This window comes from Gemmatimonadaceae bacterium (genome assembly GCA_019637445.1).
GTDB lineage: Bacteria > Gemmatimonadota > Gemmatimonadetes > Gemmatimonadales > Gemmatimonadaceae > Pseudogemmatithrix.
The window spans coordinates 754,194-769,713 of the sequence record JAHBVS010000001.1; the positions used below are offsets into that span (position 1 = coordinate 754,194).

At 67.5% G+C, this 15,520-nt stretch carries 16 protein-coding genes; 10 read left to right on the top strand and 6 right to left on the bottom strand.

Going from position 1 to position 15,520, the window contains the following annotated elements:
- Positions 1–186 precede the first annotated feature (186 nt).
- The 4 genes from KF709_03550 to KF709_03565 are packed head-to-tail and all read left to right on the top strand — an operon-like array spanning position 187 to position 4,164.
- Positions 187–771 carry a GspH/FimT family pseudopilin gene (locus KF709_03550; GenBank protein MBX3173457.1) on the top strand — a complete coding sequence of 195 codons (585 nt, stop codon included), beginning with the start codon at positions 187–189 and terminating at the stop codon, positions 769–771.
- Positions 771–1,142 carry a type II secretion system protein gene (locus KF709_03555; protein MBX3173458.1) on the top strand — a complete coding sequence of 124 codons (372 nt, stop codon included), beginning with the start codon at positions 771–773 and terminating at the stop codon, positions 1,140–1,142. Before KF709_03550 ends, KF709_03555 begins: the two co-directional genes overlap by 1 nt.
- Positions 1,139–2,317, top strand: a complete 1,179-nt coding sequence (locus tag KF709_03560) for a prepilin-type N-terminal cleavage/methylation domain-containing protein (GenBank protein MBX3173459.1) — start codon at positions 1,139–1,141, stop codon at positions 2,315–2,317. Before KF709_03555 ends, KF709_03560 begins: the two co-directional genes overlap by 4 nt.
- Positions 2,314–4,164: a hypothetical protein gene (locus tag KF709_03565; protein ID MBX3173460.1), complete on the top strand. Its 1,851-nt coding sequence runs from the start codon at positions 2,314–2,316 to the stop codon at positions 4,162–4,164. The genes KF709_03560 and KF709_03565 overlap by 4 nt, the downstream gene beginning before the upstream one ends.
- 9 nt (positions 4,165–4,173) lie before the next feature.
- Here the strand turns inward: KF709_03565 and KF709_03570 are convergent, their stop codons facing one another.
- The 6 genes from KF709_03570 to KF709_03595 form a co-directional block, all read right to left on the bottom strand.
- Complete coding sequence (locus KF709_03570; GenBank protein ID MBX3173461.1) at positions 4,174–5,208, bottom strand: bifunctional oligoribonuclease/PAP phosphatase NrnA; 1,035 nt, start codon at positions 5,206–5,208, stop codon at positions 4,174–4,176.
- Positions 5,201–6,676 carry an amino acid permease gene (locus KF709_03575; protein MBX3173462.1) on the bottom strand — a complete coding sequence of 492 codons (1,476 nt, stop codon included), beginning with the start codon at positions 6,674–6,676 and terminating at the stop codon, positions 5,201–5,203. Before KF709_03575 ends, KF709_03570 begins: the two co-directional genes overlap by 8 nt.
- Complete coding sequence (guaB, locus tag KF709_03580; GenBank protein MBX3173463.1) at positions 6,677–8,146, bottom strand: IMP dehydrogenase; 1,470 nt, start codon at positions 8,144–8,146, stop codon at positions 6,677–6,679.
- Complete coding sequence (locus KF709_03585) at positions 8,130–8,558, bottom strand: DUF2281 domain-containing protein (GenBank protein ID MBX3173464.1); 429 nt, start codon at positions 8,556–8,558, stop codon at positions 8,130–8,132. The genes guaB and KF709_03585 overlap by 17 nt, the downstream gene beginning before the upstream one ends.
- A gap of 33 nt (positions 8,559–8,591) precedes the next feature.
- Positions 8,592–9,482, bottom strand: coding sequence for a hypothetical protein (locus KF709_03590; GenBank protein ID MBX3173465.1), 891 nt, complete (start codon positions 9,480–9,482; stop codon positions 8,592–8,594).
- Positions 9,483–9,702: 220 nt separating this feature from the next.
- Entirely contained in the window at positions 9,703–10,779 is a 1,077-nt protein-coding gene (locus KF709_03595; protein ID MBX3173466.1) for an SH3 domain-containing protein, read from the bottom strand.
- A gap of 112 nt (positions 10,780–10,891) precedes the next feature.
- Here KF709_03595 and gpmI point away from each other — a divergent pair, with 112 nt between their 5' ends.
- The 6 genes from gpmI to mobB are packed head-to-tail and all read left to right on the top strand — an operon-like array spanning position 10,892 to position 15,492.
- Positions 10,892–12,442, top strand: coding sequence for a 2,3-bisphosphoglycerate-independent phosphoglycerate mutase (gene gpmI, locus KF709_03600; GenBank protein MBX3173467.1), 1,551 nt, complete (start codon positions 10,892–10,894; stop codon positions 12,440–12,442).
- Positions 12,439–13,146: a hypothetical protein gene (locus KF709_03605; GenBank protein MBX3173468.1), complete on the top strand. Its 708-nt coding sequence runs from the start codon at positions 12,439–12,441 to the stop codon at positions 13,144–13,146. Before gpmI ends, KF709_03605 begins: the two co-directional genes overlap by 4 nt.
- A 31-nt stretch (positions 13,147–13,177) precedes the next feature.
- Positions 13,178–13,567: a 6-carboxytetrahydropterin synthase gene (locus KF709_03610; protein ID MBX3173469.1), complete on the top strand. Its 390-nt coding sequence runs from the start codon at positions 13,178–13,180 to the stop codon at positions 13,565–13,567.
- Positions 13,568–13,569: 2 nt separating this feature from the next.
- Positions 13,570–14,301 (top strand): formate dehydrogenase accessory sulfurtransferase FdhD, encoded by a 732-nt coding sequence (locus tag KF709_03615; GenBank protein ID MBX3173470.1) that lies wholly within the window; start codon positions 13,570–13,572, stop codon positions 14,299–14,301.
- Positions 14,298–14,969, top strand: a complete 672-nt coding sequence (locus KF709_03620) for a molybdenum cofactor guanylyltransferase (protein MBX3173471.1) — start codon at positions 14,298–14,300, stop codon at positions 14,967–14,969. Before KF709_03615 ends, KF709_03620 begins: the two co-directional genes overlap by 4 nt.
- Positions 14,962–15,492, top strand: coding sequence for a molybdopterin-guanine dinucleotide biosynthesis protein B (mobB, locus tag KF709_03625; protein MBX3173472.1), 531 nt, complete (start codon positions 14,962–14,964; stop codon positions 15,490–15,492). Before KF709_03620 ends, mobB begins: the two co-directional genes overlap by 8 nt.
- Positions 15,493–15,520: the final 28 nt, after the last annotated feature.

Below are 15,520 nucleotides of genomic sequence, written 5' to 3' on the forward strand. Positions count from 1 at the left end.
GCCTGATACTATAATGTAACGAGGGTCGTCTTCCTGTCGTCCGGTCGGCTGACATCCGGGTCTGCCACACTGTGATAGCACCTCGTTGCCGCGACCGTGGCCCACTCGTACACTGTCCATCGAAGCGTGGATGCTGCCGTTCTTGGCGGCAGCCCCACGGGTCGATCTGGAAGGAGGGATTGTCAGATGCAGCAACGAATCGGATCCGAACGCGGCGCTCGCGCCGGCTTCACCCTGATGGAAATGGTGACCGTGGTTGCCATCATCGGGATTGTCGCGGCGTTCGCCCTGCCCCGCATCGACATTGCCGCATACCGTGTGAATTCGTCGTTCCAGATCCTGGGATCCACGATGCTGACGGCCCAACGCCAGGCGCTCACGCAGCAGCACGACGTGCAGGTGCGCTTCGACCGGGACGGGCGGCGCGTGATCCTGCTCGAGGATCGCAACAACAACGGCTCCCAGGATTCCGGCGAGCGGCTTCGGTCGGTCACCTTGGGCGAGTCGGTGCTCTTCGGTATCGGTGACGCCCCTGCCCGTGGCGCGCTCTCGAGTGACATCTCGTTCACGAGGCAGGTCTCGGGCGTGCCGGTGGTGACGTTCCACCGCGACGGCTCGGCAAGCGAGGGCGGCGGCTTCTATATCACCAGCGTACGCGCAGCCAGCGCGGCCAGCTATCCGCAGCACAGCCGGCTGATCCTCGTCGAGCGCTCGACTGGGCGCGCGACGACGTACAAGTACCTGGATGGCGCGTGGAGAAAGGGGTACTGATGTCTCGTCGCGGCTTCACCCTCGTCGAGGTCGTGGTGGCCCTGAGCATCCTCACCGTGGTGATGCTCGCGCTGATCACACTCACCCTGCGCACGATGCATACCTCGATCATCTTCGACCGGGAGCAGGCGGCGCTGCAGCTGGTGACGGACCGGACCGACCAGATCCTGTTCGATCCGCGCTATGACGTGCTGGACTCCATCTATGTCGGGACGGAAAACAACTTCCCGACGCTGGACGGCCTCTCGCGCGTCACGACGTTCCGGCACGTCGTCGACTCCATCAACGACTACAAGAAGTTCACCGTGACCGTGTCGGGTTCGGGAATGGCGAATCCCATCGCCCGCACCATTACCGTGGCGGCCCCATGACCACCGCTCCGCGACTTCGGGCGCGGCCCGGCCTGACCTTGGTCGAGCTCACCGTCTCCCTGCTGATCTTCTCGCTGGTGATGGCCGGCGCGCTGTCGATGCTCAAGAGCGAGAGCCGCCGCTTCCAGTTGGGCGGCGAGCGCTCCGCCATCTACCAGAACGGCCGCTTCGCGCTCAACGAACTCGAGAAGGACCTCCGGACCTCCGGCGCGGGCGCGCCGGACATCCAGCCGCAGATGGTCTATCTCTCCGACTCGGTGTTGGTGTTCAACGCCAACTACTGGACGAACACGGCGGGCGACGTCGAGGCCGTGTACTACTCGGCCGATGCGCCGGACAGCGCCGTCGCGGCAATGCGCACCAACAGCAAGATCACGATTCCATACACGGCCATCCAGTACCCGGACACGAACTACCTCGTCGCGGGACTGAACTCCTCGGCCGAGACGATGACGTTCTACTTCCGGGCAGACTCCTCGACGGCCCGTACGGACGACTACATCCTGTGGCGGCGCATCAATAACCTCACGCCCGAGGTTGTGTCGTCGAACATCCTGCGGAGCTCGAACGAGCCGTTCTTCCGCTACTTCCGACTGTTTGCGACCTCGTCCGCGCAGTGGATCGACACAGTGCCGCGCAACCAGCTGCCGATGCGCCACCAGCGGCCGATCCATCTGGCCAACAACGACACGGGGACGCTTGCCCGGATCGACAGCATCCGCGGCATCCGCGTCAGCTTCACGGTTACCAACGGTCGCGTGGGTGATGCGGCCGGCGAGCAGACGCGCGCCCTCACGCGCCTCATCCGCCTGCCAAACGTCGGCCTGACGAACACCAAGACCTGCGGCGACGAGCCGCTGTTCACCAGCAACGTCACGGGTGTCGCCGGCGTCATGCCGGACAGCGTGACCCGCTTCGTCCGGATCAACTTCCTCCGCTCCGTGGACGAGTTGACGGGCGAGAAGGACGTGGAGCGCTACGTCATCTGGCGCCGCGGCCTGCTCGCCACCGACTGGGGCGACCCGCTCGTCACGATCCCGGGTGGCGACTCGCTGTACACCTACATCGACCAGACCGTCGAGGCCGGGCAGTCGTACCGCTACGCCGTCTCCGCCCAGGACTGCACGCCTTCCCTGTCCTCGCAACGCACCTCTTCCATCATCCTCGTCCTATGAGCCTCCGCGTCCATTTCCATCGACGCCGCGCCCTCCGCGCCCGCCGCGGAATGGCGCTGGCGCTCGTCCTGATGGTCTTCATGGCCGTCGCCGCCATCGCGGCCGGCGCGTCGTACCTCGGCCTCAACACCACGTTGATCCGGGCCTTCCACACGCGACTCTCGCTGATGGAAAGTGTCGCCGACGCCGGACTCGAGCAGGCGCGCTCCGCGCTGAACGGCAACGCGAACCTCTATCCCGATACCGGATATGTGGTCTACGAGAACGCCGTCGCGGTCACGGACGCGGCGGGCAACGCCATCCCCGGCGTCCGCCGCACCACCTATGTGGGTCCCTCCGGTATCACGTCGGGACAGTACGGCGTGTTCGGCAGTGCCGTCTCTGTGGTCACCGACCAGTTCGGCAACCGACTCGTGCGCCGCATGGAAGTGATGCAGGAAAGTTTCGCCAAGTACGCCTACTTCACGGACGTCGAGGGCAATATCGTCTTCGGCGCCAACGACGTGTTGTACGGGCCGGTCCACTCGAACGACCGCATCCGCATCCAGACGGCCAACCCCGGCGCGACGTTCTGGGGCAAGCTCAAGACGGCGCGGGACATCGTGAATCGCAATTGGGGCAATTACAATGCGGGCTACGAGGAGAATGCGCCCGAGATCCCGTTCCCGGAGACGCAGGACCTCAACAAGCTCCTCGCGCAGGCAACCCTCGGCGGCACGAACTTCACCAGCTCCACCGCAGGCGGCGCCGGCCAGGCCACGATGCGCATTGAGTTTGTCGCGCTGGATCTCAATGCAGACGGCGATTCCACCGACGCGGACGAGGGCTTCTTCAAAGTCTACCGCGTGGCGAACAACAACAACGCGTGGTTTGTCGTGGCCGACACCACGGGAAATTTCGGCTCCAACGGATTGCGCGATTCCCGCAATTGCGGCCACACGCTCTCCAGCGGCACGGGCAACCACTCGGCGTTCAAGACCTTCCGGCACCACAGCGGCAACTCGAACTCCTCCGACCAGAAGCCCTGGGCCATCAACAACGGCCAGAACCGCCATTGCTATCTCGGCGGGTCGGACGTCCTGAACGACTGGACGTCGCCGGCAGGCCGCTTCCTGGCCACCGATTCACTCGGCAGCTGGATCCAGTGGACCGGCACGGTCGATGCCCGTGTGTCCGCCGTCCGACCGCAGGATGCCGCCTACCTCTGGCCATTGTCCCGCGCCCTCAATCCGAACTTCAAGGGCGTGATCCACGTGACCGGCAAGGTCGCGGTCAGCGGCAAGCTGCGCGGCTCCCTCACGTTAGCAGCCACTGGCAACATCATCATCGTCGACCACCTGACCTACGTTACGAACCCAGGCGGCACGACGCCCTGCAACTCGGCTGAGCGCGACATCCTGGGCCTGTTCAGCGGCAACGACATCTATATGGCGCACAATCTCCTGAACTCGCCGTGGCGCGCGGGTCCTGGGACGACCGGATCGCATCGAACCTGGGCGAATCGCAGCTCGGATGAGTACGTGCACGCCGTGGTTCTGGCGCTGGGCCAGTTTGGCGCCTACGCATACGACGAGGGCCCGACCAACGTCGAGGACTGCTCGGGCACGAACAACGAGCGCGGCTGTCTCTACCTCACGGGCGGCATCATCCAGTACTCGCGCGGTCCGGTGGGCATCACGGACGGTCGCGGCTACACCAAGCGCTACCAGTACGACGCCTGCGCGGGTGCCAACCCGCCGCCCTACTTCCCCACCACCGGGCACTTCGTACGAGGACACTACTACGAAGTCGAGCCCTCCAACTTCAACATCGCCACCTACTGGGCGAGCCTGGTCCCGGCCCCGTAGTCCTGTGCGCTAGCTGAGTTCGCCCTCGCCCCGAGGGCGCATTGCAAGTCGCGAAGCCTCGAGGATCCGGTCACGGACCGCCTCGAGGCTTCCGGCTATCAGGGCACCGGAAGCCCGTGCGTGCCCACCGCCGCCGAACTGTCGGGCCAGCGCGTTGACGTCCACGCCGGCGACGCTCCGGAAGGACACCTTCACCTTCCCGTGGCCGAGGTCCCGGAACAGCAGCGCCAGCCGCACGCCAGCAATGCTTCGCGGATACTCGGCCACGCCATCGAGGTCCTCGCTGTTCACGCCGTGCTTTTCCAGCGCACCGGCGACGAGGCTCACCCACGCGAGTCCGTACTCTAGGTCCACCTGCAGCGAATCGAGGGCATCGCGCAGCAAGTAGAGGCGGCCCACCGGCACACTGCCATAGATGCGCTTGTACATCTCCTCGGGGTCCACGCCGACAGCCAGCAGGTCAGCGGCGATGGCCAGCGCCCGCGGCGACGTGTTGGCGAAGCGGAAGCCCCCCGTGTCCGTCACCAGCGACGTGTACAGCGACTTCGCGATGGAGGGCGAAATCTGCAGCTGCTGCTCCTTCGCGAAGTCATAGACCAACTCCGCCGTCGCACAGGCCGCGGTGTCGCTGAGCAGGATTCGACCCGGCGGTTCCTCGCCCGGCAGGTGGTGGTCGATGACCAGCGCGTCCTGCGGCATCGCCCGCACCGCGTCCGCGAGGTTGCCCAGGCGCCCGAGGTCGCTGATATCGAGCACGATGAGCCGATCTGCGTCGGCCAGCGCCGCCGCGCCGTCCAGCGAACGGTCCTCGACGTCATCGCCCAGCAACCAGCGAAACAGCTCGGGCCACGGCGTCGGGTTCACCACGTAGGCGCGTACGCCCAGCTGGCCGAGCAGCCGAGCCAACGCGGTCTGCGAGCCACAGCCATCCCCATCGGCATTGATGTGCGTGCTCAGCGCAACGGTCATCCCGGGCCGGAGCTCGGCCACGATCTTCCGAATGGCCGCGCGCCGCGGCGGCGGCACCTGCAGCAACTCACTCACTGGACGTCGCGAGCCGTGAATTGAAGCGGCCGTACACGAAGTAGATGACCAGGCCAATCGCCATCCAGACGCCAAGCCGCGCCCAGGTGTCGGGCGGCAGGCTGTACATCAGGTAGCCGCAGACGATGATGCCGCCCAGCGGCACGAAGGGCACCAGCGGCGTGCGGAACGGCCGCTCGATGTCGGGCCGACGGCGGCGAAGGATCAACACACCCGCGCAGACGATCATGAACGCGAACAGCGTGCCGATCGAGACCAAGTGCCCGAGGATGCCGATCGGGAAGAGGCCGGCGAACACCGCGGCGAACACGCCCGTGATGATCGTGGCCAGCCACGGCGTCTGGAACTTTGGGTGCACCTTGCCGAAGACGGGCGGCAGCAGCCCGTCGCGGGACATCGCGTAGAAGATGCGCGGCTGGCCCATCAGCATCACGAGCACCACCGAGGCCAGGCCGGCAATCGCGCCGATGGTCGCGGCGTACTTGAGCCAGGACAGCGCCGGGCCGGCCGCGTCGAGTGCCACGTACACTGGCTCCGCCACATCCAGCTGCGGGTACGGCACCATGCCCGTCATCACCAGCGCCATCAGGATGTAGAGCAGCGTGCAGATGGCCAGCGAGGCGAGGATGCCGATCGGCAGGTCGCGCTGCGGATTCCTCGCCTCCTGCGCCGCCGTGGAGACCGCGTCGAATCCGATGTAGGCGAAGAAGATCACGCCGGCGCCGGCAAAGATGCCGCTCCAGCCGAACTTGCCCGGGATCGCCGCGCCCGTCACGGCGTCCGTCAGCGCCGGCGGGATGAACGGGCTCCAGTTCGCCGCATCCACATAGAAGAAGCCGAATGCGATCACCAACAGCACGATGCCGACCTTCACGTACACGATCAGGTTGTTGAGCCGCGCCGACTCCTTGATGCCGAGCACCAGCAGCGTGGTCATCAGCAGCACCAGCGCTACCGCCGGCAAGTTGATGATCGCGCCCGTGCGCACCAGCGTGTGGGTGCCTTCGATTGAGAATGGCGCATTCACGAGCGCCGACGGCAGATTGATGCCCAAGTCGCTCAGGAACTGCACGAAGTAGCCGGACCAGCCCACCGCCACGGTGGAGGCCGCGAACAGGTACTCGAGGATGAGGTCCCAGCCGATGATCCAGGCAAAGAGCTCGCCGAGCGTCGCGTAGCCATACGTGTACGCCGACCCCGCGATCGGAATCATCGACGCGAACTCGGCGTAGCAGAGGCCCGCGAAGGCGCAGCCGAGTCCGGCAATCATGAACGAGATGACGATGGCCGGCCCCGCGTGCTGCGCGGCCGCCGTGCCCGTCAACACGAAGATGCCGGCGCCGATGATGGCGCCGACGCCGAGCAGGGTGAGGTTCGTCGCGGTGAGCGACCGCTTGAGCGTGTGCTCACCCTCGCCGCTGGCCTCCTGGGTCAGGACGGCGAGTGACTTCGTGGACCAGAGTCCCATTTAGACGGAGTAGTTGGGCGCTTCGCGCGTGATGGTGACGTCGTGCGGGTGCGACTCTCGCAGGCCCGCCGCCGTGATACGCACGAACTCGGCCTCCGTTCGCAACGCGTCGATCGATCCACAGCCCGAGTAGCCCATACCGCTGCGCAGCCCACCGACCATCTGGTACAGCACGTCGGCCACCGGGCCCTTGTAGGGCACGCGGCCCTCGATGCCCTCCGGCACGAACTTCTTGGCCGACATCTCGCCGTCCTGGAAGTAGCGGTCGGCACTGCCGTCCTGCATGGCGGACATGGAGCCCATGCCGCGGATCATCTTGAAGCGCCGGCCCTCGGCCAGGATGCTCTCGCCGGGGCTCTCCTCGGTGCCGGCCAGTAGCGAGCCCATCATCACGGTGTGGGCGCCGGCCGCGATGGCCTTCACGATGTCACCGGAGTACTTGATGCCGCCGTCGGCGATGACCGGCACGTCGCCGGCGCCGTCCACGGCGTCCATCACGGCGGTCAGCTGCGGCACGCCGATGCCCGTCACGACACGCGTGGTGCAGATCGAGCCGGGCCCGACGCCGACCTTGATGCCGTCCACGCCGCGGTCCACCAGCGCCTTTGCCGCCGCCTTGGTGGCAATGTTGCCGGCCACCAGCTGCACGTCGGGGAAGGCCTCGCGCACCTTGGCGGTGGCGTCGAGCACGCCCTGGGAATGGCCGTGCGCGGTGTCGACGATGAGTGCGTCAACGCCGGCATCCACGAGGGCCTTGGCGCGGCTCAGATAGTCGCCGCCGGCGCCGATGGCCGCGGCCACCAGCAGGCGGCCCTCGGCGTCCTTGGCGGCGTTGGGATACTGCCGGCGCTTGTGGATGTCCTTCACCGTGATGAGGCCGATCAGCATGCCGTCCTTCTCGGTCACGGGCAGCTTCTCGATGCGGTGCTTGCCCATGATCTTCTCGGCTTCGTCGAGCGTGGTGCCGACGGGCGCGGTGATCAGGCCTTCCTTGGTCATCGCCTCGCTGAGGGGGCGGTCGAGCTGGCGCTCGAACTGCAGGTCGCGGTTGGTGATGATGCCGACAAGCTTGCCCGCGCCGTCCACCACGGGCACGCCGCTGATGCGGAAGCGGGCCATCAGGCCGACGGCCTCGCGCAGCGTGGCGCTGGGCTGCAGGGTGATCGGGTTGCGGATCATGCCGCTCTCCGAGCGCTTCACCCGGTCCACCTCGGCGGCCTGCCGATCGATGGCCATGTTCTTGTGCAGCACGCCGATGCCGCCGGCGCGGGCCATGGCGATGGCCATCTCGGACTCGGTCACCGTGTCCATGGCGGCGGACACGAGCGGGATCTGCAGGGTGATGCCGCGCGTAAAGCGGCTGGCGGTCGTGACGTCCTTCGGATGAACCAGCGAGTGCCGCGGAACCAGCAGGACGTCGTCGAACGTCAGCGCGGCATCGTCGCGAATGCGGTCAGATGGGTGTCCCATCTTTCAAGTTAGTCGCATCCGGCGGGGATTTTCCAGCCGCGGGCTGAGAGGATGCGCCGGGCTTCGGCGCGCTGCTGCCCGGAGCGGCGTCGACCGAACCACTCGGCCGGCCCTTCGCGGTCCCCACCATGTCGTTCGCGACCGATGCGCCGGCCGCCGCCACACCACTGAGCACGCCCATCGCCTTGCTCATGAAGCCCATCGCCTCGGCGACCGTGGACGCGGACACGTTCCCGGCGCGCAGCGTGTCTTCGACACCCTCGGCAAAGCGCTGGAAGACGTTCGGTCCGGGGGCCTGGCGCTTGGCGTACTTGGACTCGAGGAACTCGATGTAGTCGAGCACCTGGTAGAGCCGATCCTCGGGCAGCGTCTCGAGGCGGCGCAGAATGCGGTCCTTCAGGATGTCATGCATGACAGTGAACCTTCGTCGTGGGTCTGCCGAATACTACGGCGGTCCCCAGCGGGCGGTGACACCGCGGGTGTCCACGTGCACGAAGGGGCTGCGGCCGTTGGAGCCTGCGTACAGGCCGATGCCACCCGTGAGTTCGGGGAACCAGCGCTCGACCTGCCGCACCACGCCGGCGAGCACTTGGGCGTCAGCCAGGGTCACGCGGCCATCGCCGTTGAGGTCGTCCATCCGGCCATCGCCGTTCCCGTCCACGAAGATGTCGGCGGCGTCGCCGTACTGGTGTCTCGAGTCTGGCGTCTGGGCCGAACGCACGCCGCGCGCGTTCGTCTGGGGGGTGCGGAAGCCGGAATTGAGGACCAGCCGCGCCCGCGAGTGGCCAGCAGCCCGCAGGGCATCGGTAATCAGCTCCAGCTTGTCCACCAGGCGGAGGTCGAGCACTAGGGCCTTGGGCCACACCTCCTCTTGGCTGTGATCAAGGAAGTCCCGGAGCCGGAACTGGCGCGACAGCCGCAGTTCCGCGTTCTCCTCCGTGACCTCAATGAAGCCGTCCGGCAGGCGATAGGCGTCCTCGCGAGGCTCGCGCCCCTCGTACGGCCAGCGCCCGACCCGGTAGACCCCGACCCGCCCTTCCTGCTTCTCGGCGAATGGCCGCAGGGTGATGAAGGCGAAGGGGACACCGGAGAGTGAGTCCCGCACGCGCCAGACGGCGGGTCGGCGGATCGATTCCGGGCCAAAGAGCCGCGCGACGGGCCGAGCGGCCTCGTCGGCGGTGGGCGGCACGATGCGCGCAAACAACCGCCCGCTGCGCCCCCAGAGCGAGTCCGGGATGGCGAGGCTTGGCAGGTCGGGGTCGAGCCGTGGATCGGGTGGGGTGCTGCGTCCGCCGAGGGTCACTGCGGCAGCCGCGAGTAGGAAGGCGGCGCGCACGGACCAGGCGAGACTTGGTAGCAGAGGTCGCACACAGTCGGGTTGGGGTCCCACCGGTCCCAGGAGGAACGGCCGGCGGTTCTTCAACAATCCGACGTCAAGCTAGGTTGCTTGGATTCACAGCGGGAGTGGCCTGACGCGAACCGTTCGGTCAGCTCCAATGCTTGTCCGATAGGCCAGATTCTTATTTCCCGTCCGCCGGAATTCGCTGCCTAAAAGGTCAGTCTCTGCTTATCGAAAGTAGATCGAGTACCGGAGTCCCTGTCGGTCTTGATCTTCCGTTCCTTACCCGAGCGGTCAGCGAGACAGTGGACATCGGCGGGATGGCCTTTGCCTGTTCGATCAGCGATGGCGGAATCGCGAAGTAGAGGATGGCTTCTTCGCCCCGTGGTCCGACGGCCAGAAGGAAGGGTTCGCCGTCCGCGAGGTCGCGCCGGAGCGGATCCGCGTACTGCAGCCCCACGACCTGGACCTCCCAGCGGACCACCCGGCCGCGGTACTCATCCGGCTTGAGCCGCAGGTCTGCCGCCGACAGCGAACCGACGAAGCCGGAATCGGTGGGAAGCAGCATCGAGTCGAGCACCCAGGCCTCGACCTGCACCTTCACCCAGCCGCGCTCGCGGGCGAGGGGGGTCGCGACCGCCCCGGAGTTCACGGAGCCAAGTGTTTCCCCTCCCGGTCCGGCGAGCAATGGCGTTGTGGCGGTCACCCGGAGCGGCCCGGCGCCCCCCCCGGAGGACGCCGCCGGGTCTTGGCTAGCCGCAGTCGGCGCGGAGGTCGCCGGGGTCGTCCCGCGAGTCGAGGTGGCCGGAGTGGGGGTCCCCCGAGGTGGCGCGGTGCTGGCGGCCGGAGCCGTCGCGGCGTTCGCGCTCGCCTGGACACGCGCGAGCAGTGAGCTCTGCACCCAGACCTCCCGCCGGATGCGAGCCCAGTTGCCGCGGCGCTCGGCCACGTGCAGCCCTGCCCCGCCCTTGAACTCCCCGAGAATACGCCCATTCAGCGACGGCTCCTCGCGGATCCGCCAGCCGTCCGTGTCCTCGTTGATGCTCTGCGGAAAGCTCTCCCGCGGACCCGCGAAGCGAGACGTCTCCACCCAGCCCGAGATCGTGAGCTCCGTCCAGCCCCCGCGCGCCGACCCGGTCGTCCACGCCGTGCCGTTCCGCAGGGTGGCCACGACGTTCCCCGTGGGCGCCGCACGCACCTCCGCGTCCGCGGTCAGGCGCTGCTGCGCCGAGAGCCCGTCCGACATGGGGGCGGCGAGCAGGAGCGCAGAGAGGACAAATGGATTCAGCCGCATCGCTAGAAGGGGGGCGTGAGCGAGAATAGATTTCTTCCGCGTCAGTCGGGCCGCGCCGTCGCGCGTGATCCGACTTCCGAAGCTATCACCTCCTACACGGACCGGCCAAGAGATGGCATCCGGCGTGGATCGCCCTGTCGTGCTCGTCGTACTCGACGGATGGGGCCACCGCGAGAGCAGCGAAGGCAACGCGATCAAGATGGCGCGCACCCCGACCTGGGACCGCCTCTGGGCGCGCGCGCCGCGCACCCTGCTCGAGGCCAGCGGCCTGGCCGTGGGCCTGCCGGCCGGCCAGATGGGCAACTCGGAGGTCGGGCATCTCAACCTCGGCGCCGGCCGCAAGGTGATGCAGGACTTGGTACGCATCGGCGAGAGCATCGCGTCCGGCAACTTCTATCAGATCGACGCGTTCCGCCGCGCCTGCGCGTCGCTGCGCGAGGATGGCGGCACACTGCACCTGATCGGCCTCGTGGGCGACGGCGGCGTGCACGCGCACGACGACCACCTCGTGGCTCTCGTCGAGCTGGCCGAACGGGAGCGCGTGCCCAAGGTCGCCCTGCACCTCTTCCTCGACGGCCGCGACACACTGCCCCGCTCCGCCCACGGCTACGTGCGCGCACTGGCCGAGCGCATTGGCGACCGCGCGCGCATCGCCAGTATCGGTGGGCGCTATTTCGGGATGGACCGCGACAAGCGCTGGCAGCGCACGCAGAAGGCCTACGACGCGGCCGTCCGCGGAAGCGGCCCGAGCACGACCGACGCGCTCGGCTTCATCACCGGCAACTACGACCGCGACGTCACCGACGAGTTTATGGAACCGGCGGTGGTCGTCCGCAACGGCGAGCCCGTGGCGCCGATGCGCGACGGAGACGCCGTCATCGCCTGGAACTTCCGCTCGGACCGCATGCGCCAGATCGTCTCGGCGCTATCGCAGCCGGGCTTCGATGGCTTCGACGTGAAGGACCGCCCGAAGCTGCGTGTTGTGACGATGACGCAGTACGACCAGACCTTTGGCCTGCCCGTGGCCTTCGAGCCCTTCTCGATGGCCAAGATCGTCGCCGAGGTGCTGGAGGACGTCGGGATGTCCACGCTGCGCACGGCAGAGACGGAGAAGTACCCGCACGTGACGTACTTCTTCAACGGCGGCAACGAGGTGCCCTACAAGGGCGAGGAACGTCGCCTCGTGCCCAGTCAGAAGGTGGCCACCTACGACCTGATGCCGGAGATGAGTGCGCCGGGTATCAGCGACGTGCTCTGCGCCGCCATCGAGGCCAAGTCCCACCACTTCACGCTCTGCAACTACGCCAATGGCGACATGGTCGGCCACAGCGGCAACATGGCCGCGACCATCCGCGCCTGCGAAGTGGTGGACGAACAGCTCGCCCGCGTCGTGGCCTCGGCGGAGAGGGCGGGCGCGCGGCTGCTCATCACGGCCGACCACGGCAACTGCGAGATGATGATCGACCCGGAGACTGGCGGGCCGCACACAGCCCACACCACGAACCTGGTCCCTTTCCTCCTCGTCGAGGACGGCCAGCCGGTGCCCCTGCGCACCGGCGGCGCGCTCTCGGACGTCGGCCCCACCGTGCTCGGCATGCTCGGCGTCGAGCAGCCTGCGGAGATGACGGGCCAAGACCTACGACTCATTGGAGTGCCTGCGTGATCCGTCGGACCTTCGGAGCGGCCTTTTTCCTTCCGCTCCTGCTCACCACGTCCATTGCCGGCGCCCAGGTCGTTGGGCATCTCCCTGCGGAGAGCCCGTACACCGACGCCACGGGACGGCACATGGCCGCCCTGCACCTCGGCTGGTTCATCGGCGACAACGACAAGGCCGGCGTCGCGCCGAAGTCTGGCCTCGCCCTGATGGGCCGCTACGAGTACGACGTGCCCGGGCCGCTCTGGCTGTCGCTGCGCGGGGGCTTGGTGCCTGGCATTGAACGCGACATCAAGGATCCACTGTTCGCCGGGCCGCTGCGCAACGCCGGCACGCGCAGCGAGACGCTGGGCTTCTTCGACGGTGGCCTGGTGCTCAGTCTCACGGGCGACAAGGCGTGGAAGGGGCTGGCGCCACGCGCGCACGGCAACCTTGGCGCGATCACGTCGTTCACCAGCGACTTCGACATCGGCGGCTATCGCTTCGGCCCAAAGCTGATGCTCTCGTGGGGCCTGGGCGTCCGCACCGTAAACGCCGGCAAGTGGGAGTGGTCGGTGGACCTCACGCACGCCCTCTACCGCTTGAACTATCCGGCCAGCTTTCAGGACCAGGTCACGTCGGCCTCGCCGTCGATCCTTGGCACGGGCCGCACGAATCCGTGGAGCGGCAATCTCATCCTCAGCGCAAGCCTGACCCGTGTCTGGGGAAAGTGAGCCCCCGCGCGTCGCGCTGCTGACGCGCAGCGTGAGCTTCTCCGCAGCGCATCGCTATCGCCGGCCGGAGTGGGACGACGCGAAGAACCTCGAGGTGTTCGGCGCCTGCGCGCATCCCAACTGGCACGGGCACACGTACACCTGCGAGGTGACGGTCGGCGGCAAGATCGATCCCCTCACCGGATTCTGCGCCGACCTCACCCTGCTCGATGCCGCGTTGCGCAGCGAAGTGGTGGACAAGCTGGATCATCGCAATCTCGTGCTTGACGTACCCGAGTTTGCCGAGGGCAAGCTGATTCCCACGAGCGAGAATCTGGCGTGGTGGATCGCCGAGAAGCTGCACGGGGCGCTGTCGCCGCAGATTCGCATCTTCCGCGTACGGGTCTCTGAGGAGCCGGGACTCTGGGCTGAGGTGAGCTAGCCGTGGCGACCCCGCCGGACGGCCAGGTCCCGCTCGACGCGGTGGACGAGGTTCCGGTCTGGCTCGAAGTGAACGGCGAGCCCGCCGTCACGTGGATGTGTACGCCGGACCAGTTGCCCGAACTCGTCGTCGGCTGGTGCTTCGGCGAGGGCTACATCGATGCCAAGGCTGACCTGTTGTCGATGCGGCCTTGCGCGAAGGAGCCCGGCTTCTGGGTCACGGTGCCTGAGCAGCGCTATGCGACGGTCGAGGGACAGGAGCGGCGGCGCGTACTGGCTTCGGGCTGCGGGGCCGTCACGACGATTCTTGGATCGCTCTCCTCGGTGCCGCGACGCGACACGAAGCCTTCGATTCCCGACCTCGCCACGACGCGCGCGTTGTTCAAGGAGCTTTTTGCGCGCGGCGAGCGCTACAAGGACACCGGCGGCATCCACGCAGCCGCACTCACCGACGGCAGTACACTGCTCTGCCACGCCGAGGACATCGGTCGTCACAACGCGGTGGACAAGGTGATGGGTTCGCGCATCCTGGCTGGCGAGCGCCCCGATGACTTGATCCTGCTTGTGACGGGTCGCATTTCCGGCGAACTCGCGTTCAAGGCGGCGCGGGCACGCGTTGCGGTAGTGGCCACGCCGAGCGTACCGAGCACAATGGCCGTGGAGATCGCGCAGGCCGCGGGGATGGTGTTGGTCGGGCGCGCGGTGTCCGGACAGCCGCAGGTGTGGTCCGCGTGACTTGCACGGGCGTCATTCTCGCCGGCGGTGGTGCCACGCGCTTTGGTGGCGAGCCCAAGGGACTGGAACGCGTCGCCGGGCGGCGGATCATCGATCGCGTGGCGGCGGCGCTGCGTGAGGTCACGGACGAGCTGCTGCTCGTGGCGAACGCCGAGGATGCGGCATCGTGGCTGCCTGGCGTTCGCGTCGCGCGTGATGTGCGCGAGGGCGCCGGGGCGCTGGGCGGGTTGCACGCGGCACTGACGCACGCGGGAACCGAGGTCCTCCTCGTTGCCTGGGACATGCCGTTCGTGAGCGCATCCCTGCTTGGCGAGCTCCGCCGCGTCGGTGAAGGCGGCGCGTTGGCGGAGAGCGTGGAGGGCGGCCGCCCCGGTGGGATAGCCGCCGATGACGCTGCGCGCGCAGTCCCTCGCGACGCCGTGCTGCCCGAAAGTGAAGGGTCTCGCCGCGGCGTCGAACCGCTCTGCGCCTGGTACTCGCCACGCTGTCTCCCTGCCATTGATGCGGCGCTGACCGCGGGCGATCTACGGGTGATCGGTTTCCACGCGGCCGTGACGGTGCAGCGGCTGCCGCTGGAGCGCGTGCAACTGTTTGGCGACCCGCGGCGGCTCTTCGCCAACGTCAATACCCGCGACGAGCTTGTTGCCCTGGATCCGTCCCGTGGCTGAGCGCCGCCCGCCGATGCTCGCCGTGGTCGGCCGCAAGCACGCCGGCAAGACCACGCTGGTCACCAAGCTTAGCGCCGAACTCACGCGGCGCGGCCGGCGTGTGATGATCCTCAAGCACGGCTCCCACACCTTCAATCTCGACCCGTCGGGCACGGACACCTACCGCCACTACCACGAGGGCAACGCGGCGCGCGTGGCGATGGTGTCGCCGGACAAGTTCGCGTTCGTCTCACGCACGGCGGAGGAGCTCTCGCCAGAGGCGGTGGTGGATCGCTACCTCGCCGATGCCGACCTCGTGCTCTGCGAGGGCTTCAAGCGTTCGGCCATGCCCAAGTTGGAGATTTTCCGGACGGCGGCGCACGCCACGGCCCTGTATCCTGATGATGCGCCGACGCCGGTGACCTGGCGCGCGATGGTCTCGGATGTCCCGGTGGCTGGGTTTGGGGGACGACAGTTCGCGATCGCCGACGGCGACCGGCATATCGGCGAGCTCTGCAATTGGATCGAGGAGGAGTTTCTGTGAGGGATACTCAGCGTGCGCTCGCCGTAGC